Below are 22,781 nucleotides of genomic sequence, written 5' to 3'. Positions count from 1 at the left end.
CGTCGTTGCGGGCCGCGACGAGCCGTCAGGGCGGCTCGTTCCGGGGCACCGCGCCCGAGGTGGCGATGCGGTCGGTGAGATCCTTCAGCTCCTGCCGCAGGGCGGCGAGGTCCCCCTCGGCGAGGCCGGTGCGGCAGACCACGGCCCCCTGCACGGTGGCGGCCCTGTCCTCCAGCGCGCGCCCGGCCTCCGTCAGCGCGACGAGGACGAGGCGCCGGTCCGCGGCGCGGGCCCGGGTGACGAGGCCGGCCGCCTCGAGTCGGTCGACCAGCGGCGTGATCGCGCTCGGCCCGAGCTGAAGCCGCGCGGCGAGCTCGTGGACCGGGGTCACGCCGTCCTGCCAGAGGGCCAGCATCACGAGATATTGCGGGTAGGTGAGCCCGACTTCGGCGAGCAGCGGCCGGTAGGCGCGCACCACCGCGTTCGTCGCGGCGTAGAGGGCGAAGCAGAGCTGGTCGTCCAGCCTCAATATCCCGTGCTTGATCGACGTCGCCATTGACCGGCATTCCCTTCAGACATTAACGATCCACGCGTGAACGACGCTGTCAACCGGCCGGGTCATCCGCTCACGGCATGATGATCCACCGGCCCGGCCTCGTGCGCAGCGAGCGAGACCTGACGCAAGGGTCCGCCAGAGGAGAGGAAACACGATGACGAGGAAGTTCCTGCTCGCGACGGTTGCCGTCGCGGCCCTGTCCGCCACGCCGGCCCTGGCGCTCGACGTGACCAAGACCGCGACCGTCGCCGCGCCGCCCGCCACCGTCTGGAAGACGATCGGCCAGTTCTGCGGCATCGGCGACTGGCACCCGGCGGTGGAGAAATGCGCCCTCTCCGAGACGGGCGGCAAGAAGGTGCGCACCCTCAGCCTGAAGGGCGGCGGCACCATCGTCGAGGAGGAGCAGTCCCGCGACGACACGGGCATGGCCTACACCTACACCATCGTGGAGAGCCCCCTGCCCGTCTCCGGCTACCGGTCGACGCTCAGCGTCGCCCCGGAGGGCTCGGGCTCGAAGCTGACCTGGACGGGCTCGTTCCAGGCCAAGGGCGCCCCGGACGCCAAGGCCCAGGAGATCATCGGCGGCATCTACGAGGCCGGCTTCAAGGGCATCTCCGAGAAGGCGAAGTAGGCCCTCCCGTCCCGCGGGGGGCCTGCGCCCTCCGCGGGGCATTCCTGGCGTCTCTTGGGCGGCCCCCTCAGGCCCCCTCCAGCAGGCCCTGCCCGAGCCAGCCGCCGGGTTCCGGCACGCCGGGCAGCGCGAAGAAGTAGCCGCCGCCGATCGGGCGGATGTACTCCTCCAGCTGCTCGCCGCTGAGCCGGGTCTGGATCGCGAGGAAGCCCGCGGTCAGGTCCGCCTGATAGCAGGCGAAGAGGAGGCCCATGTCGAGCTGGCCCGCCGGGGTGAGGCCGCGGGAATAATTGTAGCTGCGCCGCAGGATCAGGCTCGCCCGGGTCTCGGCGCTGCGGGGGTTCGCCCGGCGGATATGGGCGGCGAGCGCGATGCGGGCGCCGTCGGGGTCCGCCTCGTAATCGGGCGCGGCCCGCTCGTCGGTGCGGCCCAGTGGGGCGCCGCTCGCCTTGTGGCGGCCGATGATCGTCTCCTGCTCGCGCAAGGGCGTGCGGTCCCAGCGCTCGACCAGGGTGCGGATCACCCGCACCACCTGGTAGCTGCCCCCCGCCGCCCAGGCCGGCTCCGGCCCCCCTGCCCGCACCCAGACGTAGCGCTCCATCAATTCGGCGTTGCGGGCGTCGAGGTTGGCCGTGCCGTCCTTGAAGCCGAGCAGGTTGCGCACCGTGTCGGCGCCCATCGACTTGACCACGTGCGGGGGCAGGAAGCCCTCGATCTTCCAGCGCACCGTGGCGAGGCCCGGCAGGTGCTTGAGCACGTCGCGCAGGGCGTGGATGTTGGTCTCGGCGGTGTTGGCGCAGAGCTGCAGCATCAGGTCGCCGTGGCACTGGCTGGCGTCGAGGGCGTCGTTGGGGAAGCGCTCCATCTGGCCGAGGCGCCGGGGCCGGAGCCGCGCGAGGCCGAAGCGGTAATCGAACAGGCTGGCGCCGACCGAGAGCGTGGCCGTCAGGTTGTCGGGGAAGACGACGGGGCCGAGCAGGCCCGAATCCGGGGCCGGCAGGCGCGGGTCGATCTCGGGGACCGGGCCGCCCTCGGTCAGGAAGGCGAGGCGCTCGGTGAGGATCTGGAGGAGGCGGGCGAGCTCGCCCCGGTTCTCGGCCAGCACGTCGAAGGCGGCGTAGAGCACGCTCGCGGGCTGGGGCGTGACGATGCCGGCCTGATGGGAGCCGTAGAAGGCCTGCGCGTCGCGGGTGCCGTCGCTGCGCGCGTCCGGCATCGTCTCGCCGCGGGGGGCTTGCGGCGGCAGGCCCTCGCTCGCCCGCGCCGGCAGCGCCAGCGCGCCCGCCGCGCCGAGCGCCCCGATGAGCCCGCGCCGCGACGGGCCGGACCCGCCCCTTCCCTGCCCGCTCATGTCTCGTCTCCGGTTCGCGCGGTCCTGGTTCGGCCTCTCCCGGACGGGAGAGGTGGCGCGTCTCCGCCTGCCGCGATGCGGACGGGTGCGGGGATGGGCAGGCCCGCCATCAATCGAGCCCCAGGCGCCCGCGCAGGGTCGCCAATTCCTCGGCCAGCACCGTCACCGGACCCTTGAGCGCGTTCCGGTCCCGGTCGGTCAGGCGGTCGAAGCTGACGAAGCCGCCCTCCGGCGTCCGGTGGCGGGCGAGCTGGCCCGCGATCCGGCTGAAGGCGCGCTCGGCCCGGTCGACGAAGGCGGGGTCGCGCCCGGCGAGGTGCGGGCGCAGCAGGGCGAAGATGGCCTGCGCGCCCTCCAGGTTCCCGGCAAGGTCGAACAGGTCGGTGCGGCTGTAGCGCTCCTCCTCGCCGCTGATCTTGGTGGCGGCGATCTCCTCGATCAGCGTCGCCGCCCCGCCGACCATGCGCACGGGCGGGATCGCGAGGTCGGCGACGCGCTCGCGCAGCTCCGCGGCATCGGCCACGAGGCGCTCGGCGACGGGGTTCAGGCCGGCGGTGCTGCGGTCGAGGAAGAGCCCGCGCTCCAGCCGGTGGAAGCCGATGAAGGCGGGGTCGCGGTCCTTCAGCTCGAAGGCGTCGGCGCGCATGTCCAGGCTGCGGGCGAGCTCGGGTACCATCAGGGCGACGGGCTCGATCCGCTCGTAGGGCTGGCGGGCCGGCGCGTAGAGGCCCTGCGCCTCGGCCAGCCGCCCCGCCTTGACCGCGTCCGCGAGGCGCACCGTGCGGGCGAGGAACTCGTCGGCCTGGGCGAGCACGTAGCGCCGATAGGCCGAGACCGCGCCCGAGAGGTCGGCGGGCGCGGGCGATGCGTCGGCCCGGGCGCCCGCGAGGGCCAGGATGACGGCCAGGATCGTGCCGGCGCGCAGGGCGCGGGCCCGCCCTCGGGGCGGCGCCCGCTCTTGGAGAAATGTCCGCTGTTGGGGACACGCCCGCCCGGGGACAAACGAGCCCGGTCGGGGCGGATCCTCTGGCCTGTCGCCGGGCATGGGCACTGGGCGGCTCGTGTCGAAGGGCGGGTTGCCGGGACGTGCCTCGCGCGGCCGCCCGGGGTCAGGCCGGCCTGGCGGGGCGCGGGCCGGCTTCTGGCGCGGGAGGCGGACCGGCGTCCGTGCTCGCGAGCACGCGCGGCGCGGGCAAGGAGGGTGTGGGCAAGCGGGGTGAGAACAAGCGGGGTGAGAACATGGCGGGCCGACCTCCGGGCCCGGAATCGGGAGGGCGGGCCGGCTCCGCCCATACAATCGGAGCGGGAATCTCTCAACGCGCCCGCGGCGATCCGCGCGCCTTCGCACGGGATTCGGGCGCGGCGGGCCTCAGGCGACGCGGGTCTGCGGGCGGAGGGCGCCGGGCCGGGCGAGGCGGCGGGCGATCTCCTCGGCCCCGACCGCCCGGCCGTAGAGGTAGCCCTGCCCGCAGGCGCAGCCCATGCCGACGAGGGCGGCCTCCTGCTCCGGGGTCTCGATCCCCTCGGCGACGACGGAGAGGTCGAGGCCGCGGCCGATCTCCAGCACCGCCCGCACGATCGCCGCGTCGTGCGGGTCGGCCAGGATGTCGCGCACGAAGCCGCGGTCGATCTTGAGCTTGGTGAGGGGGAAGAGCTTGAGGGTCGAGAGCGAGGCGTAGCCCGTGCCGAAATCGTCGAGGGCGATGCCGACCCCGTGCGCGTGCAGGCGGCTCAGGGCCGCGCGGGTGCCCGCGTCGTCGAGGAGCGCGATCACCTCCGTCAGCTCGATCTCGAGGGCCGCGGGGGGCAGGCCGTGCCGGGCCAGGGCCTCGAGCACCACGTCGGCCAGGGTTCCGGCCCGGACCTGCTCCGAGAACAGGTTCACGGCCACCGTGACGTCCGGCAGGCCGGCCGCGCGCCACGCGGCCGCCTGCCGGCAGGCCTCGTCGATGGTCCACCAGCCGAAGCGCAGGGCGAGCGCGCTCGACTCGATCGCCGGCAGGAAATCGGCGGGCGGCAGCAGGCCCCGCTCCGGGTGCTGCCAGCGGATCAGCGCCTCGACGCCGCGGATCGCGCCCGTGGCGAGGTCGATCTGCGGCTGGTAGGCGAGCACGATCTCCCCGGCGAGGAGCGCGCCGCGCAGGGCGTCCTGGAGGGCGCGCCGCTCGGCGGCCCGCTCGCGCATCGCCGGTTCGTAGGCGCGGACGCGGCCGGCCGGCTCCCGCCGCGCCCCGTCGAGGGCGAGGTCGAGGCTCGCCATCAGCTCCTCCGCGTCGGTGCCGTGGGCGGGGGCGTGGGCGAGGGCGACGCGGGCGCCGACATGCAGCACGTGCTCGCCGAGGCTGAGCGGGTCCGTGACGGCGGGGATCAGGCCCTCGGCGAGCGCGCGCGCGGCGGCCGCGTCGTCCTGCCCGGGCAGCAGCACGGCGAGCTCGTCCTCGCCGGTCCGGGCGAGCAGCGCCTCGGCCGGGAGCCGGCCGGTGAGGCGCACCACCAGGGCCTCGACCAGCGCGTCGCCGACCGCTTGGCCGAACCCGTCGCCGATGCCGCGCAGGCCCTCGACGGCGATGGCGAGCAGGGCGGCCGGGCGGCCCTCGGCGAGGTGGGCGGCGAGGTCGTCGGTGAGGCGGGCCCGGTTCGGCAGGCCGGTGCGCGGGTCCTGGTGGGCGAGGCGCAGGAGGCGGGCGTCGCGGCGGCGGCGCTCGGAGATGTCGCGCAGCACGGCGCCGACGCCGAGCGTGTCGCCCGAGCCCCAGAGGGTCAGCGACAGCTCGACCGGGATCTCGCTCCCGTCCCGGCAGAGGGCCGTCACCTCGACGGTCTTGCCGTCGAGCCGCGGGGCGCGCCCGGAGGCGACGCCCTTGAGCCCCGCCGCATGGTGGCCGCGCAGGCGCACCGGCACGATGATCCCGACATCCCGCCCGAGGAGTTCGCCCGGGCCGTAGCCGAGAAGCCGCTCGCAGGCGGCGTTGGCGAAGGTGATCGTCCCGGCCCCGTCCGTGGTGATGAGCGCCCAGGCCGTGGCGGCGACGAAGCCGTTCGCGTCCCGCCGCGCCATCGTCCGGCCACGCTGGGCCACCGCCTCCATGACGAGGCTGCCGATCCGGGCGAGGCGGGCGCGGGCCTTCGCGCTCGGCGCGCGGCGCGGCACCCGGTCGGCGACGCAGAGCACGCCGAGGCGGTGGCCGCGGCGCGTCACCAGGGGGACGCCGGCGTAGAAGCGGATGCCGAGGGGGCCGCGCACCGCCGGAAGGTCGCGGAAGCGCGGGTCGGCGGCGGCGTCGGGCACGACGAGCACGCCCTCGCCCGCGAGCGCGGTGGCGCAGAGCCCGTCCGCCCTGGGAAAGTCGGCGAGCCCGCCGAAGCCGATGCCGGCCTTCACCCATTGGTGCTCGGCGTCGAGGAACGAGATCGCGCAGAGCGGCGTCCCGAACAGGTCGGCGGCGAGATCGGCGAGGCGGTCGAAGGCGGCCTCCGGAGGCGTGCCGGCGATCCGGCAGCGCGCCAGCGAGGCGAGGCGGCCACGCTCCGCCTCGGATGCGGGGTGCTCCGCCGTTTCGATCGATGTTCCCTGCATCTCAAACGTCTTCCCGGCCGCGGACCCGCGAGCGGCCGTGATCTTCCGCGGGGAGGAACTAGGGAACCGTTAATGCTGCCAGTTGATCGACCGTCTCAGGCATCCAAATGCTTGCGTCCGACTGCACCCGGCGGCCGGATCTGATCGGAATACGCAGGATCGGCCGCGGCGATGCGCTGCCAGCCCGTTCGAAATGCTGTCCAGGGTGCCCGGCCGGCGGGCCGAACCGGGGCCGAGGCCGGGGATCGGCGATCCGCGCTCCCGCTCAGGGCCGGCCGCACAGCGCGGCCCGGAGGGTGGCCGCGTCGCGCGCGCCGCGCAGGGCGGCGGCGATGCCGGGCTCGCGCAGCCGGCGCGCGATGCAGGCCAGCGCGTTCGGGTGCTCGCCGCCCGCATCCGCCGGCAGCAGCAGCAGGCAGACGAGGTCGACCGGAGCCTCGTCGATCGCGTCGAAGGCGATCGGCTCGCGCAGGCGCGCCAGGATGCCGAAGGGCCGCGCGAGCGCCTCCAGCCGCGCATGGGGCAGCGCCACCCCGTCGCCGACGCCCGTCGAGCCGAGATCCTCGCGCCGCAGGAGGGCGGCGAGGAGTTCGGCCCCGTCGATCGGGAGGGCCCGCGCGGCGCGCCGCGCGAGGTCGCCGAGGAGGGCGGCCTTGCCCGCCGCGCGCAGCCCGTGCAGCACGCCGTCCGGCGCGAGGATGCGGCCGAGACTCGCCGCGTCGGACGGCACCGGTGGCTCGCCCGCCATCAGGCGCCGCTCTCCGCGGGCGGCGGCGCGGCCTCGCCGGACGCGCGCGGCCCGTGCGCCGGCTCGTCGTCGGGCGCCCGCAGGCGGTAGCCGATCCCGGTCTCGGTGAGCAGGATGCGCGGGCGCTCCGGGTCGGCCTCCAGCTTCTGCCGGAGCTGGCGCATGTAGACGCGCAGGTATTGCGGGTCGGAGGAGGTCGAGACCGCGTGCATCAGCTGCGCGTGGGTCATCACCTTGCCGGCGTTCAGGACGAGCACCCGCAGGAAGTCGTACTCGCGGGGCGTCAGCTTCACCTCGGCGCCGTCGACCCGCACGATGCGCCGGACGAGGTCGACGCTGAGGCGGTCGACCCCGAAGACCGGGCGCTCCCCCTGCGCGGCGAGCTGGTGGCGCAGGGCCGCGCGCAGGCGCGCCAGCAATTCGGCCATGCCGAAGGGCTTGGTGACGTAATCGTCCGCGCCGTGGTCGAGCGCCTCGACCTTGCCGGGCTCGTCGTCGCGGCTCGACAGGACCACCACCGGAAGTCCCGGATGGCTCGCCCGGATCGCGCGGAGGAGGTCGTGCCCGCGCATGTCCGGCAGGCCGAGATCGAGGATGACGAGTTCCACGCTCTCCCGCGCCAGGAGGTCGAGGGCGCTCCGGCCGTCCGGCGCCTCCAGGATGGCGTAGCCCTGCGTGGCGAGCCCCATCCGCAGGAGCTTGCGGATCGGCGGATCGTCCTCGATGACGAGGATGGACGGTCTCATGCGGCGATGTCCCTCGGCGCGGTCCGGCCCGGCACCGGCAGGCTCACGGTGAAGACGGCGCCGCTCCGGTCGCGGCGGTTGGCGGCGGTCAGGGCCCCGCCCATCGCCTCCACGAAGCCGCGGGCGATGGCGAGGCCGAGCCCCGTCCCGGCCCGGACGCGGTCGCCCTTGCGGGCGCGGTAGAACTTGTCGAAGACCCGCTCGACATCCTCGTCCGGCAGGCCCTCGCCCTCGTCCAGGATCTCGATGCGCACGCGGCCTCCCTCGGCCTGGGCGCGCACCGTCACGGTCGAGCCCTCCGGCGCGTATTTGGCGGCGTTGTCGAGGAGGTTGACGAGGACCTGCTCGACCAGGACGGGATCGAGCCGGAGCGTCGGCAGGCCGGGTGCGACCTCGACGGCGAGGCGGTGGCCGGCCAGCACTCTTTCCACGCGGCGCAGCGCCGTGTCGACCGTCTCGGCCACGTCCTGGGGCGCGAGGTTCGGCGCCACCGCCCCGGCCTCCAGGCGGGTCATGTCGAGGAGGTTGGCGATGAAGCGGTTCAGCCGCTCCGATTCCGCGATGATGGTCGCCAGAAGCTCGGCCTGGGCGTCCGGCGGCAGCGCCGCGTCGAGGTCGCGCAGGGTGGTGGCCGCGCCGAGCACCGAGGCCAGCGGCGTGCGCAGGTCGTGGCTGATCGAGGTCAGGAGGGCACGGGCCAGGCGGTCGGTCTCGGCGGCGCGCTCGGCCCGGTCGAGATCCTCCACGAGGCGGACCCGCTCGATCGCGAGGGCGCCCTGGTCGGAGAGCGCGTCGAGCAGGCGCCGCCCCTCGGGGGTGAGGATCGGGCCGGTCCCGTCCGCGTCGAGGCCGATCACGCCGAGCGTCCCGCGGCCCGTGCGCAGGGGGAGGACCAGGCGCCTGGCGCCGGGCAGCGTGTCGGCGCCGCGCCCGGCCGGGCGGTCGTTGTCGAAGGCCCATTGGGCCGCGGCGAGGTCGGCCGCGTCGAGCCGGTCCTCGGGCGGGTAGCCGGCCCGCACCGTGACGGCCGGCCCCTCCGGCAGCAGGAGCACGACCCGGACCTTCAGCATGGCAGCGACCTGGGCGGAGGTCGCCCAGAGCACGTCGTCGAGGGAGCCGCAGCCGGACAGCTTGCGGGAGAAGCCGTAGAGCCGCTCGGTGGAGCGCGCGCGGGACTGGCTGATCAGAGCCGTCCGCCGCGAGCGGGCGGCGAGGTTCGAGACCAGCACGGCCACGAGGGTGAAGAGCAGGAAGGCGGCGATGTTGGTCGGGTCGGCGATCGTGAAGGTGTAGACGGGCGGCAGGAAGAAGAAGTTGTAGGAGAGCGAGGCGGCCACGACCGCGGCGAGCGAGGGCCCGAGGCCCCAGCGGACCGCGACCGCCACGACGGCGGTGAGCAGGAACAGGTCGGCATTCTCGATGCCGGCATAGGGGGCCGCCAGGAGGGCCGCCCCGAGCCCGGTCGCGGTCGCGATGAGCGCGAGGCCGTAGGGTCCCGCGGCGAACGGGGCGGGGCTCGCCGTGGCGACCGCGCGGCGCGGGAGGCTCTCGGCCGGGGCCGCCTCGCCCGCCACCACGTGGACGCTGATGCTCCCGCTCCGGCGCACGAGGTCGTGCACCACCGAGCCGTTGACGAGCTCGAACGCCCAGGAGCGCGTCGCCTTGCCGACCACGATGTGGTTGACGTTGGCCGAGCGGGCATAGGCCAGGATGTCGTCGGCGATGCGCCGGCCGCCCGGCAGGGTGACGGCGTCGCCCCCGAGCCGGTCGGCGAGCCGCAGCGCCTCGGCGAGGCGGTCGCGCTCCGCCTCGCTGAAGGAGGCGGCGCGCGCGCCCTCGATCGAGAGCGCCGTCCAGGGGGCGTGCAGGCGGTCAGCCAGCCGCTTGGCGTAGCGCACGAGGCCGCCCGCGCGCGGGTCCTCGCTGACGCAGACGAGCACCCGCTCGCCGGCCGCCCAGGGGCCGGCGATCGCGTTCGCCCGCATGTGGCTGAGGAGTTCGTCGTCGACCCGGTCGGCGGTGCGGCGCAGGGCGAGTTCGCGCAGCGCCGTCAGGTTGCCGCGGGAGAAGTAGTGCTTGAGCGCTCGCTCCGCGTTCTCGGGCACGTAGACCTTGCCGTCCATCAGGCGCTGGATCAGGTCGTCGGGGTTGAGGTCCACCACCTCGATGTCGTCGGCCCGGTCGAGGACCCCGTCCGGCACCGTCTCGCGCACCCGGATCCGGGTGATCGAGGCGACGACGTCGTTGAGGCTCTCGACGTGCTGGATGTTGAGCGTGGTCAGCACGTCGATGCCGGCGTCGAGCAGTTCCTCCACGTCCTGGTAGCGCTTGGGGTGGCGCGAGCCCGGGGCGTTGGTGTGGGCGAGCTCGTCGACGAGGGCGAGCCGCGGCCGGCGGGCCAGCAGGGCGTCGAGGTCCATCTCCTCCAGCACCGTGCCGTGATAGGGCACGCAGGCCCTCGGGATCACCGTAAAGCCCTCCAGCAGCGCCTCGGTCTCGGCCCGGCCGTGCGTCTCGACCACGCCGACGACGACGTCGGTGCCGGCCTTCAGCCTGGCGCGGCCGACCGTCAGCATCTCGTAGGTCTTGCCCACGCCCGGCGCCGCGCCGAGGAAGACCTTGAGCCGGCCGCGCCGCCGCTCCTCCCGGCGCGCCGCTTCGAGCAGCGCGTCGGGCGAGGGGCGGGTCGGGTCGCGGCCGGGCTCGGGCATGCCGGATCCTAACCGAAGCGGTCAGCGGCCAGCGAGATCGTCGAGGGCGAGATTGAGCGCGAGCACGTTGACGCGCGGCTCGCCGAGGAGGCCGAGGGTGCGGCCCTCGACCTGACCGGCCACCAGCGCGCGGAGCCTGTCCTCGGGCAGGTTGCGGGCCCGCGCGACGCGGGGGACCTGGAACAGGGCGGCGTCCGGCGAGATGTCGGGGTCGAGCCCCGAGCCGCTCGTGGTCACGAGGTCGACAGGGATCGGCCGGCCCGGAGTCTCGGCTCCCAGCGCCGCGAGGTCCGCCTTCACCCGCTCGGCGAGGGACGCGCTCGTCGGCCCGAGATTCGAGCCCGCGGAATTCGCCGCGTTGTAGGGGGACGGGACGGTCCGGCCCGCATCGGCCGGGTCGGGCGCCGTCGTGGCGGAGGGGCGGCCGTGGAAATAGCCGGCGCCCGTGAAGGCCTGCCCGATCAGGCGCGAGCCGACGATCCTGCCGTCGCGCTCGATCAGGCTGCCCGCGGCTCGGGCCGGAAAGATCGCCCCGGCGAGGCCGGTCATGGCGAGGGGGTAGGCGAGGCCCGTGAGCGCCGTCAGGGCGACGAGCAGGACGAGGGCGGGGCGGAACTGGCTCGGCATGGCGGGTCTCCTCATGACGGGAATGCTCGGGACGGGGATGCTCGGGCGGGTCTCAGGCGAGGTGCAGGGCGGTGAGGGCCATGTCGATGAGCTTGATGCCGGCGAAGGGCGCGAGGACGCCGCCGAGGCCGTAGATCAGGAGGTTGCGCCGCAGGAGCGCGGCCGCGCCCACCGCGCGGTAGGCCACGCCCCGGAGCGCCAGCGGGATCAGCGCCACGATGATCAGCGCGTTGAAGATGACGGCCGACAGGATCGCGCTCTGGGGCGAGGCGAGCCCCATGACGTTGAGCGCCTGGAGCTGCGGGTAGAGCGTCAGGAACATCGCCGGAAGGACCGCGAAGTACTTCGCCACGTCGTTGGCGATCGAGAAGGTCGTCAGCGCCCCGCGGGTCATCAGGAGCTGCTTGCCGATGCCGACGATCTCGATGAGCTTCGTCGGGTCGGAATCGAGGTCGACCATGTTGCCGGCCTCGCGCGCGGCCACGGTGCCCGTGTTCATGGCGACGCCCACATCGGCCTGGGCCAGCGCCGGCGCGTCGTTGGTGCCGTCGCCGCACATGGCGACGAGCTTGCCCTGGGCCTGCTCGCCGCGGATCAGGGCGAGCTTGTCCTCCGGGGTGGCCTGGGCGAGGAAGTCGTCGACGCCCGCCTCCGCCGCGATGGCCGCGGCCGCGACGGGATTGTCGCCCGTGATCATGACGGTGCGGATGCCCATGCGGCGCAATTCCGCGAAGCGCTCCCGGATGCCGCCCTTCACGATGTCCTTGAGATGGACCACGCCGAGCAGGCGGCCGTCCCGGGCCACCGCCAGCGGCGTGCCGCCGGCCCTGGCGATCGCCTCCGCGATGGCCCGGATCTCGCCCGACGCCTCGGGCTCGGCGGCCGGGCGGTAGGCGAGCGCCGCGCCCGAGCCGCGCGTGGCGGCGGGCCAGCCCGTCACGGAGGCGATGACGGCCTCGACCGCGCCCTTGCGGATCGAGGACCCGTCGAGGTCGACGCCCGACATCCGCGACTGGGCGCTGAAGGGCACGAAGGTGGCGTTCAGCCCGGCCATGTCGCGGGCGCGCAGGCCGTAGGCCTCCTTGGCGAGCACGACGATGGAGCGGCCCTCCGGCGTCTCGTCGGCGAGCGACGCGAGCTGCGCGGCATCGGCGAGGTCCAGCTCCGGGACGCCCCGCACGGGGCGGAACTCGGTCGCCTGCCGGTTGCCGAGCGTGATCGTGCCCGTCTTGTCGAGCAGCAGCGTGTCGACGTCGCCCGCCGCCTCGACCGCGCGGCCCGACATCGCGAGCACGTTGAAGCGCACGAGGCGGTCCATGCCGGCGATGCCGATGGCCGAGAGCAGCGCGCCGATCGTGGTGGGGATGAGCGTCACGAACAGCGCGACGAGGAGGATGACCGGGATCGCCCCGCCGGCGTAGCTCGCGAAGCTCGGGATCGAGGCCACCGCGAAGACGAACACCAGGGTGAGCCCGGCGAGCAGGATGTTGAGCGCGATCTCGTTCGGGGTCTTCTGGCGGGAGGCGCCCTCGACGAGCGCGATCATGCGGTCGACGAAGGTCGAGCCGGGGGCGGCCGTGATCCGCACCCGGATCTCGTCCGAGAGCACCTGCGTGCCGCCGGTCACGGCCGAGCGGTCGCCGCCCGATTCCCGGATGACGGGGGCGGATTCGCCGGTGATGGCCGCCTCGTTGACGGAGGCGACGCCCGCGATCACCTCGCCGTCGGAGGGGATCAGGTCGCCGGCCTCGACCAGCACCACGTCGCCGACCCGCAGGCTCGTGCCCGGGACGGTCTCGTAGGCGCGGCCGGAAGGGCCCGGATCCCGGCCCGTGAGGCGCTTGGCCGTCATCTCGGTCCGCGTGCGGCGCAGCGCCTCCGCCTGTGCCTTGCCGCGGCCCTCCGCCAGCGCCTCGGCGAAATTGGCGAAGAGCAGGGTGAACCAGAGCCAGAGGATGATCTGGCCGGAGAACGCGAGGTCGGCCCCGCCCGCGATCAGGTCGCGGACGAACAGGACGGTGGTCAGCGCCGCCACGACCTCGACGACGAACAGGACCGGGTTGCGGATCAGGCTGCGCGGATCGAGCTTCCGGACGGAGCCGAGGAGGGCCGGCCCGAGAAGGGCGGCGCTGAACAGGGATCGGGTCTGACGCGACATGGTTCGATGTCCGGTGGGGTGGGAGACCCGGGGCCGGGGCCGGGCCGTCGGGTGTCAGGGCGTCGGCGCGCGGCTTGTCAGGGCGGCGGCCGCGGCCATCAGGGCGAGGGCGCCGAGGAGCCACACGCCGACGAGGGCCAGGATCAGGTCGGAGAGGCGCGCGGGCGGCGCCCCGCGCAGGCGCGGTCGCTGCGGCAGCCCGTGACGGCGGGGATGAACGGCGTGGCGCATGCTCAGCCGCCCGCCGCGAACGTCTGGCCCGCCGCGCCCGCGAAATGCTCGACGAGGGGGCCGAGCGCCAGGGACGGGAAGAAGGTCAGCCCGCCGATGATCAGGACCACGCCGACGAGGAGGCCCACGAACAGGCCGCCATGGGTCGGGAAGGTGCCGGCGGAGGCGGGCAGCGTCGGCTTCCGCGCGAGCGAGCCGGCGATGGCGAGCACCGGGATCTTCACGAAGAAGCGCCCGACCAGCATCGCGACGGCGAGCGTGGCGTTGTAGAACGGCGTGTTCGCGGTGAGGCCGCCGAAGGCCGAGCCGTTGTTGGCGGCGGCCGAGCTGTAGGCGTAGAGGATCTCCGAGAAGCCGTGCGGGCCGGCATTCGCGGGCCCGGCGAGGCCCGCCGGCAGCACGGTGGCGAGCGCGGTGAAGCCCAGCATCATCAGCGGCAGGCAGAGGATGCCGAGCATGGCCATCTTCACCTCGCGCGCCTCGATCTTCTTGCCGAGATATTCCGGGGTGCGCCCGACCATCAGGCCGGCGACGAAGATCGCGACCACGACGAAGACCAGCATGCCGTAGAGGCCGGCGCCGACGCCGCCGACGATGACCTCGCCGAGCTGCATGTTGAGGAGCGGCACGAGGCCGCCGAGCGCCGTGAAGGAATCGTGCATGGCGTTCACCGCGCCGCAGGAGGCGGCCGTGGTGATCACCGCGAAGAGCGCGGAGGCGGCGATCCCGAAGCGGACCTCCTTGCCCTCCATGTTGCCCCCGGTCAGGCCGAGCTGCGCGAGGACGCCGTGGGCATTCGCCTCGGCCCAGTAGGTGACGGCGACGCCGGCGACGAACAGCACGCCCATGGCGGCGAGGATCGCCCAGCCCTGGCGCTCGTCCCCGACCATGCGGCCGAACACGTTGGTGAGCGCGGCGCCGATGGCGAAGATCGCGACCATCTGCAGGAGGTTCGAGAGCGCCGTCGGGTTCTCGAACGGGTGCGCGGCGTTGGCGTTGAAGAAGCCGCCGCCGTTGGTGCCGAGCATCTTGATCGCGACCTGGCTCGCCACGGGGCCGACCGCGATGGTCTGCCGGGCGCCTTCCAGCGTGATCGCCTCGACGGACGGCCGGAGCGTCTGCGGCATCCCCTGCGAGACCAGGACCAGGGTGAGGACCATGCAGGCCGGCAGCAGGACGTAGAGGGTCGCGCGGGTCAGATCGACCCAGAACGAGCCGAGCGTGCGCGACGAGGCGCGCGAGAAGCCGCGGATCAGCGCCACCGCGACCGCGATGCCCGACGCCGCCGAGACGAAGTTCTGGTGGGTCAGCCCCAGCATCTGCGACAGGTACGAGAGCGTGGTCTCGCCGCCGTAGGATTGCCAGTTGGTGTTGGTGACGAAGCTCGTCGCGGTGTTGAAGGCGAGGTCCGGCGCCACCGCCGCCTGATCGGCCGGGTTGAGCGGCAGCACCGCCTGCAGGCGCAGGAGGGCGTAGAGCAGCACGAAGCCGAGGAGGTTGAAGACGATCATCGCGCCCGCGTAGCCGAGCCAGGTCTGCTCCTGGGCGGAGTCGATGCCCGAGGCGCGGTAGAGCCCGCGCTCGACGGGGGCGAGCAGGGGCGAGAGCAAGGTGCGCTCGCCGTTGAAGACGCGGGTCATGTACAGACCGAGCGGCTTCACGAGCGCCAGCACGAGCGCGCCGTAGAGCGCGATCTGCATCCAGCCATTGAGGGTCATGGGGGAGATCCGTCCGGCCGCTCAGAACCGCTCGGGGCGGACGAGGGCGTAGGTGAGGTAGACGAGGAGCCCGGCCGTCACGAGGGCGCCGAGGGCGAGATCGAGGGTCATGGAGGGGGCCTCAGAGGCGCTCGCAGAGCGAGGCGTAGCCGGCGGCGAGGGCGAAGAAGGCGAGGCCGCCGGCGATGAAGACGATGTCGAGCATGGTGCGTCCCGTGTCCGGTCCGCCGGGTCGACCGGGCCACGCGCCGGCGGCCTCGGCCTGCCGGGATAGTGGAGGGGAACCGCGTTAGGGTTCGAGAGGGAGAGGGGGGCGTTCTTATAAGGATCGCATGAGGATCGGCCGGATCGCGGCCTCCCGCCGCGTCGCCGGATGTCCCGGCCCCGATTCGGGAAGCCCGACGCCGCAGCGCGGCGCGGCAACGCGACCGGCGGGGTCCGGGCGGGCGGGCGCGTACGGCACCGGACCGATCCGGGCGGGCTTTTGTGCAACAGGCTCAAGCCTTTGCCGGGCGCGGGCCGGTTATCGACATGCCGGTTTCCGCCCTCGCGTTGACGGGCCGGAGGCCGGCTCCCTAAGAACGGGACATGCGTGGGAACCTGCCTCTGACGGCTCGGGGTCGCGCGATCATCGGGGTGATCGCGCTCTACGCGCTGCTGCTGCAGGCCTTCCTGGGCGGCCTCGCCCCCCTTCCCCCCGCCGCGCTCACCGATGCGATCTGCGCGCATGACGGCTCGGGCTCGCCCGAGGGCGGGGCCGCGCTCTGCCACCCGCACGCCTGCTGCACCCTCGCCCAGGCAGCGGAGCTTCTGCCGCCGGGGGCCTCCGCCTTCGCGGCGGTGCTGTGGTCGCCCGGCATTGCGGCCCCGGCCCCCTGGCGCGCCGCCGACCTGATCCGCGCGCGCGCGCCGCCCGACCCGTCCGTCAGCCCGCGAGGTCCGCCCACCCTCTGACCGATCAGCCCTCCCGATCGCTCAGACCCGGACCCCTCCCATGTCACGCTCCCTCGACGGCGACGCTCTCGCGTTCCAGGCCGTCTCCGCCGCGCGCCCGTCGGGCGACGCGGTCTACCGCGCCGTCTGGCGCTGGCACTTCTACGCCGGGCTGCTCTGCCTGCCGTTCCTGATCCTGCTCTCGGTCACCGGCTCGCTCTACCTGTTCAAGGACGAGATCAACGCCACCCTGTTCGCCCACCGGACGGTCGTGGCGCCGCGGGCCACCCCGCCCCTCAGCCCGGACCGGCTGCTCTTCAACGCCTCCGAGGCCGTGCCGGGCGCGACGCCGGTCGCCCTGACCGACCCCGCCGATCCGGCGGGCTCGGCGGTGGTGACGATGGCCGAGGGCGCCGGCAAGACCCTCGTCTATCTCGATCCCTACACCGGCGACGTGCTCGACCGCGTCCCGCGCGACGACGAGGCCCTGACGGTGGTGCGCCGGCTGCACAGCCTCGCCTATTTCGGGCCGGTCGCGAACGGCGTGATCGAGGTCGTGGCGGGCTTCGCCATCATCCTCGTCGTGACCGGCACCTACCTGTGGTGGCCGCGCCGGCAGAGCGGGGGGGTCGTCACGCTCCGGCAGACGCCGCGCCGGCGGGTCTGGTGGCGCGATCTCCACGCGGTCACGGGCTTCGTCGCCGGGGCCGGCCTCCTGTTCCTGGCCGCCACCGGCCTGCCCTGGTCGATCTGGTGGGGGCAGCAGCTGCGCACGTGGTCGAACGAGGCGGGCCTCGGCCAGCCCCGTGCCCTCTGGGCGGACAAGGCCGTCTCGGACCTGCCGATGCGGGAGATGCTGACGACGGCCGGATGGGCGATGCAGGACGCGCCCGTCCCGGCCTCCGAGCCCTCGGCCGCGCCCGCCATCGGCCTCGGCCGGGCCGTGGCGATCCTCAGGGAGCTCGGGATGCCGCGCGGCTTCGAGGTGTCGCTGCCGGTGGGCGACCGGGGCGTGTTCGCGGCGGCCGCCTACCCGCACGACGTCACCCGCCAGCGGATGATCTCCCTCGACCAGTATACCGGCCGGCCGCTCGTCGACGTGCGGTTCGGCGATCTCGGCGGCGTCGCGCGGGCGATCCAGTACGGGATCGGCATCCACAAGGGCGAGCATTGGGGCCGCGCCAACCAGTTCGCGATGCTCGCCTTCTGCCTCGCCACGCTGCTCCTCGCCGTCACGGCCGCGGTGATGTGGTGGAAGCGCCGCCCGGCCGGGCGCCTCGGCGTGCCGCCCTGGCCGCGCGACCGGCGCGTCGCGGTGACCGTGACGGGGCTCGTTCTCGGCCTCGGCGCGCTGTTCCCGCTCACGGGGCTCGTCATCCTCGCCATGCTCCTCGCCGACCTCGGCGTGCAGGCCCTGCGCGCCCGCCTTGCCGGCTGACGCGCGGGCCGCGTCCCCGCGCGCCCGCGATCGCCGATCCCCGACAGCCCTGGCCGCTGCAGCCCCGCGCGGCCGCACTCCCTCGATGAGCCTTCCCGATGCCCTCGCTTCGTCGCCGGATCCTCGGCACCCCCCCGCTGGCCCTCCTCGCCGCCGGCCCCCTCGCCCTCTCCGCGGCCCAGGCCCAGAAGGCCGGCGAGACCGTCACCCTGGAGGAGCTCTCCGTCGCCGGCGAGGGCCGCGGCCCGGGCCCGGCCGCCGGCCAGCCCGCCGGCACGCCTCTTCTCGCCGCGGCCCCGACGCCCCTCGACAGGCCCGTGGGCGAGGTCGTCACCAGCATCGGGCGCGAGGGCGTGATCGACAACCGCGCGGCGACGACCGTGGCCGACATCCTGCGCAACAGCCCCGGCGTGACCGTGCGCCAGGGCAACGGCCCCCGCGACGTCGTCGTCTCGATCCGCGGCAACAACGCCCGCGCGACCGGCGTCTCCCGCAACATGGTGGTGCTGGAGGACGGCTTCCCCGTCACGCAGGCGGACGGCTCCTCGCGCTTCGACCTGACCGACCCGCGCGCCTACAACCGCATCGACGTGTTCCGCGGGCCGCAATCGCCCTTCTTCGGCAATTTCGCGACCGGCGGCGCCCTGAACTTCGTCACGCGGCGGGGCGCCGAGATCAACGGCATCGAGGCCGGCGTCGATGCCGGCAGCTTCGGCTACCTCAACACCTACACCACGATCGGCGGGGTGAGCGGCCCGTTCGAGTACAGCCTGTTCGCCAGCGACACGCGCGGCAACGGCTTCATCAGCCACAATTCCTTCGACACGCAGACCGTGAACTTCCTCGGCACCTACACGCCGACGCCCGACAACCGCTTCACCCTGAAGATCATCAACAACACGCTCTTCACGCTGCTGCCGGGCCGGACCTCGCTCAACCAGTTCGCCCTCAACCCCTTCCAGCGCGGCTGCCTCACGGCGGCCAATGCGGCACCGGGCTGCACCACCTTCAACCTGCTGGCGAATGGCCGCTTCGGCGCCACGGTGCCGGTGACGGCCGACCAGGGCGCCTTCCTGCGCGATGATCGCCGCACCCTCGTCGGCGCGCGCTGGGAGCACGACCTCGACGCCTTCACGACCTGGCGCACGCAGCTCGTCTTCGACGACCGCAACATCAACCAGCCCTTCTACACCACGTCCACGCGCGGCGACTTCCCGGGGTTCAACTTCCTCACCGACGTGACCCGCCGGGGCGACCTGTTCGGCCTGCCCGCCACCGGCTACGTGGCGCTCGCCTACAACACGCTCGACAGTCTCAGCCGGACCTACAACCGGGTGCTCGGGGCCGGGCCGGCGCTCGGCGCCCTGATCGCCGACCAGGACACGGTGCAGGCCAATCTCGGCGGCCGCGCCCGAGCCGAGGTGCAGCTGAGCGACCGCGTCATCGCCGTGGCCGGGATCAGCGCCGAGACCACGACCATCACGGGACGCAACACGACCTTCACCTACAGCGCGGCCGGCTCGACGCGGGCGATCGCCGACGTGGACCGGAGCTTCCTCAACGTCGCGCCGGAACTCGCCCTGCTCTACCGGCCGAGCGAGGCGTGGCAGATCCGGGGAAGGGTCGCGACGGGCTACAGCACACCGTCCGCGGCCAACCTGTTCGTCACGCCGGCCGGCGTGCCGGGCAGCAACCTGCAATTGAGGACGCAGGAGAATCTCGGCTTCGACCTCGGCGTCGACTGGACGCCGACCGAGACCCTCCGCCTCAGCGTGACGGGGTTCTACGAGTTCTTCCGCAACGAGCTGATCACCCAGTCGCCCGGTGCGGGCCTTCTCAACTTCACCTTCAACGCGCCGGCCTCCGAGCACCGCGGCGTCGAGGTCGGGGCGACCTGGGCCTTCGCGCCGGGCTGGAGCGCGACCGCCGCCTACACCTACGACGACCAGCTCTACACGCGCTACGTCGAGCAATTGAGCGCGGGCGTCCGCACCGCCCGCTTCGACCGGGCCGGCAACCGCATCCCCGGCGTGCCGGCCAACCAGCTCCTCGCCCGGGTCGGCTACGAGCACACGACCGGCCCGCTCGCCGGGCTCGGCGCCTATGTCGAGACGGTGTTCCAGGACGATTTCTTCATCGACAACGCCAACCTGCTGCGGGCGCCGGGCTACAGCCTCGTCAACCTGAACCTGCACTACGCCACGGATCTCGTCGGCTACGCGAAGCGGCTGAACCTGTTCGTCGAGGTGCGCAACCTCTTCGACCGGACCTACGTGGCCTCGGCGCAGAACCTCGCGAACTCGATCAGCGCCGCGACCGGCCTGCAGAACGGCGCCGCCGTGCTCGCCAACACCAACGGGTCCGTGTTCGCGGGCGCGCCGCGCAACGTCGTCGGCGGGATGAGGCTGTCGTTCTGACCGCCCGCCATGCGAGGTTTGCCGTGGCACGCCGCCGGAGCGCGGCGGGAGCCGATCCGATCGGCAGGGGGACGGGCAGCGATGGGGTTCGATCTCGCCTTCGTGACCAAGGTCTTCGCCGCGCTCTTCGCGATCATGAACCCGATCGCGAACGTGCCCGTGTTCCTGTCGCTCACGGAGGGGGCGTCGGCGCAGGCGCAGCGGCGGGTGGCGCTCCTGGCCGCTATCGGGACCGCGACCGGCTGCCTGATCGCGGTCCTGGCCGGCCGGCCGATCCTCGACCTGTTCGGGATCGACGTCGATCATTTCCGGCTGGCGGGCGGCCTGCTCGTCCTCCTCATCGCGCTCTCGATGCTGCAGGGCACGGCGAGCCACGCCCACGCCGCCACGCCGCACGAGACGGCGGAGGATCTCGATCCGGCGAGCGTCGCCCTCTATCCCCTCACGGTGCCGCTCCTCGTCGGCCCGGGCACGATCGCGACCCTGATCGTGTTCGCGCAGACGGCGCGCGCGCAGGGCCGGATCGCCGAACTCGCGGCGGGCCTCGGGGCGTTCCTCGCGCTGCTGACCGCGGCGCTGCTCTCGGCGCCCTTCGTCGGGCGCCACCTGACCCCGAATGCCACCGCCATCACCCGCCGGCTCATGGGGATGATCCTCGCCGCGGTCGCGATGGAGATGATGGTGGCGAGCCTGCAGGCGCTATTCCCGGGGCTCGCCCGCTAGGACAGGCTCCGCCACCCCCGCGCAACGCGCCCGATTCTCGATCCGGCAAGCGCCCTCGCGCGGACCGGAGATCCGTGTCGCTCCGTCGATGGCGCCCGCTTCCTTCCGCCCGGTTCCTTCCACCCGGTTCCTTCCGCCCCTGAGAAAATGCTTCCCGGCCGATGCGTCGCATTCGAGCGATCCCGGCAGGAAACGGGTTACCGCCGGCTCGCCAGTCTCACGCAACCCCAGGTAAACGAGCCGAGCGACATGCCGACCGAATTGCCGACCAACTGGCCGACCGAATTGCCTTCCGCCCCGACTTCATCGACGGACGAGATCGTGCGGATGCCGCCGATCGAGGCGCGGATCAATCTCAAGTTCTGGCCGCGCCCGCTCGGGTGCAAGGCCGTCCTCACCAACCGGGACCGCGCCTTCATCTCGATCGCGCTCGCCAGAAGCCTCCCCGACCGGTTCAGCCTCGGCCTGGGGCCCGAATTCACCCCGCGCCCCTGCACGGTGGTCTGGCGCGGCGAGCGCGCCCTGGAGGTGGTGCTGACCGAACGGTGAGGGCGGCCCGGACGGGGACGCCCCCGCCGGGCCGGGGCTTCGTCAGCGCACGATCACCTTGGTGCCGACCTTCACGCGGTCGTAGAGGTCGACGACGTCCTTGTTCGTCATCCGGATGCAGCCGGAGGAGACCGCCGCGCCCATCGTCTCGGGCTCGTTCGAGCCGTGGATGCGGTAGAGGGACGAGCCGAGATACATGGCGCGGGCGCCGAGCGGGTTGTCCTGGCCGCCGGCCATGTAGCGGGGCAGGTCCGGCCGGCGGGCGAGCATCTGGGCCGGGGGGCGCCAATCCGGCCATTCCTTCTTCATGGTCACGGTCTTGGTGCCCGACCACGAGAAGCCCTGGCGGCCGACGCCGACGCCGTAGCGGATCGCCGCGCCGCGCCCGAGCACGTAGTAGAGCCGGCGCTGGCTCGTGGAGACCACGACCGTGCCGGCCTTCTCAGGCCCCGACCACGCCACCGTCTCGCGCGGGATCGCCTGCGTCCGGAAGATGTTCATGAAGTCGGCGAGCGGCCCGCTGTCGAACGGTCCGGCCTGCGCGCCCCGGGGCGCGAGCGTCACGGCGCCGGCCGCGAGGGCGCTGGCGATGAGGAAAGCGGCGGCGCGGCGCCTCGTCATGGGTCGTGTCCTTCTGCGACGACGGCCGGCGCGGGGTGACCGGCGGGAGCACGGCTCGGTCCGGTTGCGCGCAGTCCGACTCTGCACGCGAGGCTTGGCCGGGGCGACGGGGCCGGTCAAGCGGTGCCGGGCGGACCGACCGGAAGCTGTGGGAATTGGGCAACGCCGGTCTTGACAGGGCGCGCGGAGGAGAAAGTCCACGCCGAATCGATTGGGCCGGGAGCAGGGTTAAGATTCCGGCGGGCCTGGGAAAAGAACGGATTTTCCGGGCTCGGACGGTTCCCCGGCTAAGCCTGACAGGTTGTCGCAGGTGATTGCGGCGCAACCTCATCTGCCCCTATGTCCGCCCCGTGATGTCTCAAACCGCGAACGACAGGCAGCGCCGGAAGGCGGCCCGCACCCGCGCGACCGGCACCCCCCGGTCGGGGCGGATGGGCCTGCTCGCGGCCCTCCTCGCGGTGCTCATCGTCGTCCTGGCCGGCTTGCCCGACGATCGCTACGCCGGCCTGATGCCCCGCACCGAGGCGGTCGCCGCGCTCAGCACGGCGCCGGCAGCCCCCGGCGCCAAGCGCCATGTCGGGACGCCCGACCGGCACGTCCTCACGATCCTCTCCTCCGCCGATGCCGACGACCCGCCGAGCGACGACCGCCGGCTCGTTCCGGACGCGGTCGTGGTGGAGCGCCTGTCGCCCGCCGCATCCTACCCGCCGCGGACCTCCCCGGCCCTGCCCCCGGCGGCGGCCTCGCTTCTCGATCGGCCTCCGAAATTCGCCTGATCGGGTCCGGGCTCCCACGGGGTCTCACGGGGACGTGAGATCGGACGGGGCGGCCCGCGAGCGCCCGCCGTTGGATCGCCCGGAGCGACCGGCGTACACTCGCCTCCGGCGCGAGTCGGACCGCCCTCAGCGCGGCCGCGCGCCCGATGCGGCACCATCCTGCATCCTCACCGCCGGGTCCCATCCTGCCGCTGGCCCGGCGCTTGCCACGCCGCACGCAGCCCGTCGCCACGGGCGGTCCGGGCGTGGCCCGTTCGAGCCGTGCCGGCCGTCAGAGCGCGAACGCGCCGTCGCGGCCGAGACCGCGCACCGTGTCTCAGGAGCGAGTTG

The 22,781-nt window shown here is 73.7% G+C and carries 20 protein-coding genes; 7 read left to right on the top strand and 13 right to left on the bottom strand.

Annotation, left to right across the window (positions count from 1 at the left end; translation table 11 throughout):
• Positions 1-25 precede the first annotated feature (25 nt).
• Positions 26-496, bottom strand: a complete 471-nt coding sequence (locus E1J50_RS05740; RefSeq protein ID WP_132251303.1) for a MarR family winged helix-turn-helix transcriptional regulator — start codon at positions 494-496, stop codon at positions 26-28.
• 154 nt (positions 497-650) lie between these two features.
• On the opposite strand from E1J50_RS05740, the gene E1J50_RS05735 reads away from it, so the two are divergent.
• Positions 651-1,127 carry an SRPBCC family protein gene (locus E1J50_RS05735; protein ID WP_132251301.1) on the top strand — a complete coding sequence of 159 codons (477 nt, stop codon included), beginning with the start codon at positions 651-653 and terminating at the stop codon, positions 1,125-1,127.
• 67 nt (positions 1,128-1,194) lie between these two features.
• On the opposite strand, the gene efeB is transcribed toward E1J50_RS05735, so the two are convergent.
• The 11 genes from efeB to E1J50_RS05685 all read right to left on the bottom strand — a co-directional run bounded on the left by efeB (position 1,195) and on the right by E1J50_RS05685 (position 15,105).
• Positions 1,195-2,478, bottom strand: a complete 1,284-nt coding sequence (gene efeB / locus E1J50_RS05730; RefSeq protein WP_132251299.1) for an iron uptake transporter deferrochelatase/peroxidase subunit — start codon at positions 2,476-2,478, stop codon at positions 1,195-1,197.
• A gap of 109 nt (positions 2,479-2,587) precedes the next feature.
• On the bottom strand, positions 2,588-3,523 hold the full coding sequence (efeO, locus tag E1J50_RS05725) for an iron uptake system protein EfeO (RefSeq protein ID WP_132251297.1): 936 nt from the start codon (positions 3,521-3,523) through the stop codon (positions 2,588-2,590).
• Between the two features lie 324 nt (positions 3,524-3,847).
• A complete protein-coding gene (locus tag E1J50_RS05720; RefSeq protein WP_132251295.1) occupies positions 3,848-6,055 on the bottom strand; it encodes a putative bifunctional diguanylate cyclase/phosphodiesterase in 2,208 nt (735 codons plus the stop codon).
• A gap of 265 nt (positions 6,056-6,320) precedes the next feature.
• Positions 6,321-6,803: a PTS sugar transporter subunit IIA gene (locus E1J50_RS05715; protein WP_132251293.1), complete on the bottom strand. Its 483-nt coding sequence runs from the start codon at positions 6,801-6,803 to the stop codon at positions 6,321-6,323.
• The gene (locus tag E1J50_RS05710) at positions 6,803-7,549 is read right to left on the bottom strand and encodes a response regulator transcription factor (RefSeq protein ID WP_132251291.1); all 747 of its coding nucleotides are present in this window, start codon (positions 7,547-7,549) and stop codon (positions 6,803-6,805) included. Before E1J50_RS05710 ends, E1J50_RS05715 begins: the two co-directional genes overlap by 1 nt.
• Positions 7,546-10,260, bottom strand: coding sequence for a sensor histidine kinase (locus tag E1J50_RS05705; protein WP_132251289.1), 2,715 nt, complete (start codon positions 10,258-10,260; stop codon positions 7,546-7,548). Before E1J50_RS05705 ends, E1J50_RS05710 begins: the two co-directional genes overlap by 4 nt.
• A gap of 21 nt (positions 10,261-10,281) precedes the next feature.
• Positions 10,282-10,887, bottom strand: coding sequence for a K(+)-transporting ATPase subunit C (locus tag E1J50_RS05700; RefSeq protein ID WP_132251288.1), 606 nt, complete (start codon positions 10,885-10,887; stop codon positions 10,282-10,284).
• A gap of 52 nt (positions 10,888-10,939) precedes the next feature.
• Entirely contained in the window at positions 10,940-13,045 is a 2,106-nt protein-coding gene (gene kdpB / locus E1J50_RS05695) for a potassium-transporting ATPase subunit KdpB (RefSeq protein WP_132251286.1), read from the bottom strand.
• 54 nt (positions 13,046-13,099) lie between these two features.
• Positions 13,100-13,276 (bottom strand): hypothetical protein, encoded by a 177-nt coding sequence (locus tag E1J50_RS27150; RefSeq protein ID WP_165937795.1) that lies wholly within the window; start codon positions 13,274-13,276, stop codon positions 13,100-13,102.
• Positions 13,277-13,278: 2 nt separating this feature from the next.
• Positions 13,279-14,994, bottom strand: a complete 1,716-nt coding sequence (gene kdpA, locus E1J50_RS05690; protein ID WP_132251284.1) for a potassium-transporting ATPase subunit KdpA — start codon at positions 14,992-14,994, stop codon at positions 13,279-13,281.
• Between the two features lie 21 nt (positions 14,995-15,015).
• Positions 15,016-15,105, bottom strand: a complete 90-nt coding sequence (locus E1J50_RS05685) for a K(+)-transporting ATPase subunit F (protein WP_017484418.1) — start codon at positions 15,103-15,105, stop codon at positions 15,016-15,018.
• A gap of 477 nt (positions 15,106-15,582) precedes the next feature.
• Here E1J50_RS05685 and E1J50_RS05680 point away from each other — a divergent pair, with 477 nt between their 5' ends.
• The 5 genes from E1J50_RS05680 to E1J50_RS05660 all read left to right on the top strand — a co-directional run bounded on the left by E1J50_RS05680 (position 15,583) and on the right by E1J50_RS05660 (position 21,054).
• Positions 15,583-15,948, top strand: a complete 366-nt coding sequence (locus tag E1J50_RS05680) for a hypothetical protein (protein ID WP_132251282.1) — start codon at positions 15,583-15,585, stop codon at positions 15,946-15,948.
• A gap of 40 nt (positions 15,949-15,988) precedes the next feature.
• The gene (locus E1J50_RS05675) at positions 15,989-17,365 is read left to right on the top strand and encodes a PepSY-associated TM helix domain-containing protein (protein ID WP_132251280.1); all 1,377 of its coding nucleotides are present in this window, start codon (positions 15,989-15,991) and stop codon (positions 17,363-17,365) included.
• Between the two features lie 98 nt (positions 17,366-17,463).
• Positions 17,464-19,782 carry a TonB-dependent receptor family protein gene (locus E1J50_RS05670; RefSeq protein WP_132251278.1) on the top strand — a complete coding sequence of 773 codons (2,319 nt, stop codon included), beginning with the start codon at positions 17,464-17,466 and terminating at the stop codon, positions 19,780-19,782.
• An 81-nt stretch (positions 19,783-19,863) separates the two neighbouring features.
• Positions 19,864-20,505 (top strand): MarC family protein, encoded by a 642-nt coding sequence (locus E1J50_RS05665; RefSeq protein WP_132251276.1) that lies wholly within the window; start codon positions 19,864-19,866, stop codon positions 20,503-20,505.
• 249 nt (positions 20,506-20,754) lie between these two features.
• Positions 20,755-21,054, top strand: coding sequence for a hypothetical protein (locus E1J50_RS05660; RefSeq protein ID WP_132251274.1), 300 nt, complete (start codon positions 20,755-20,757; stop codon positions 21,052-21,054).
• A gap of 42 nt (positions 21,055-21,096) precedes the next feature.
• On the opposite strand, the gene E1J50_RS05655 is transcribed toward E1J50_RS05660, so the two are convergent.
• Positions 21,097-21,675: a L,D-transpeptidase gene (locus tag E1J50_RS05655; RefSeq protein ID WP_132251272.1), complete on the bottom strand. Its 579-nt coding sequence runs from the start codon at positions 21,673-21,675 to the stop codon at positions 21,097-21,099.
• Positions 21,676-22,028: 353 nt separating this feature from the next.
• Between E1J50_RS05655 and E1J50_RS05650 the strand changes: the two genes are divergently transcribed.
• Positions 22,029-22,451, top strand: coding sequence for a hypothetical protein (locus E1J50_RS05650; protein ID WP_132251270.1), 423 nt, complete (start codon positions 22,029-22,031; stop codon positions 22,449-22,451).
• Positions 22,452-22,781: the final 330 nt, after the last annotated feature.

It is taken from the genome of Methylobacterium segetis (assembly GCF_004348265.1).
Taxonomy (GTDB): Bacteria; Pseudomonadota; Alphaproteobacteria; order Rhizobiales; family Beijerinckiaceae; genus Methylobacterium; species Methylobacterium segetis.
Note: the sequence above shows the minus strand (reverse complement) of the source record. Positions and strands in the feature narration are given on the sequence as shown.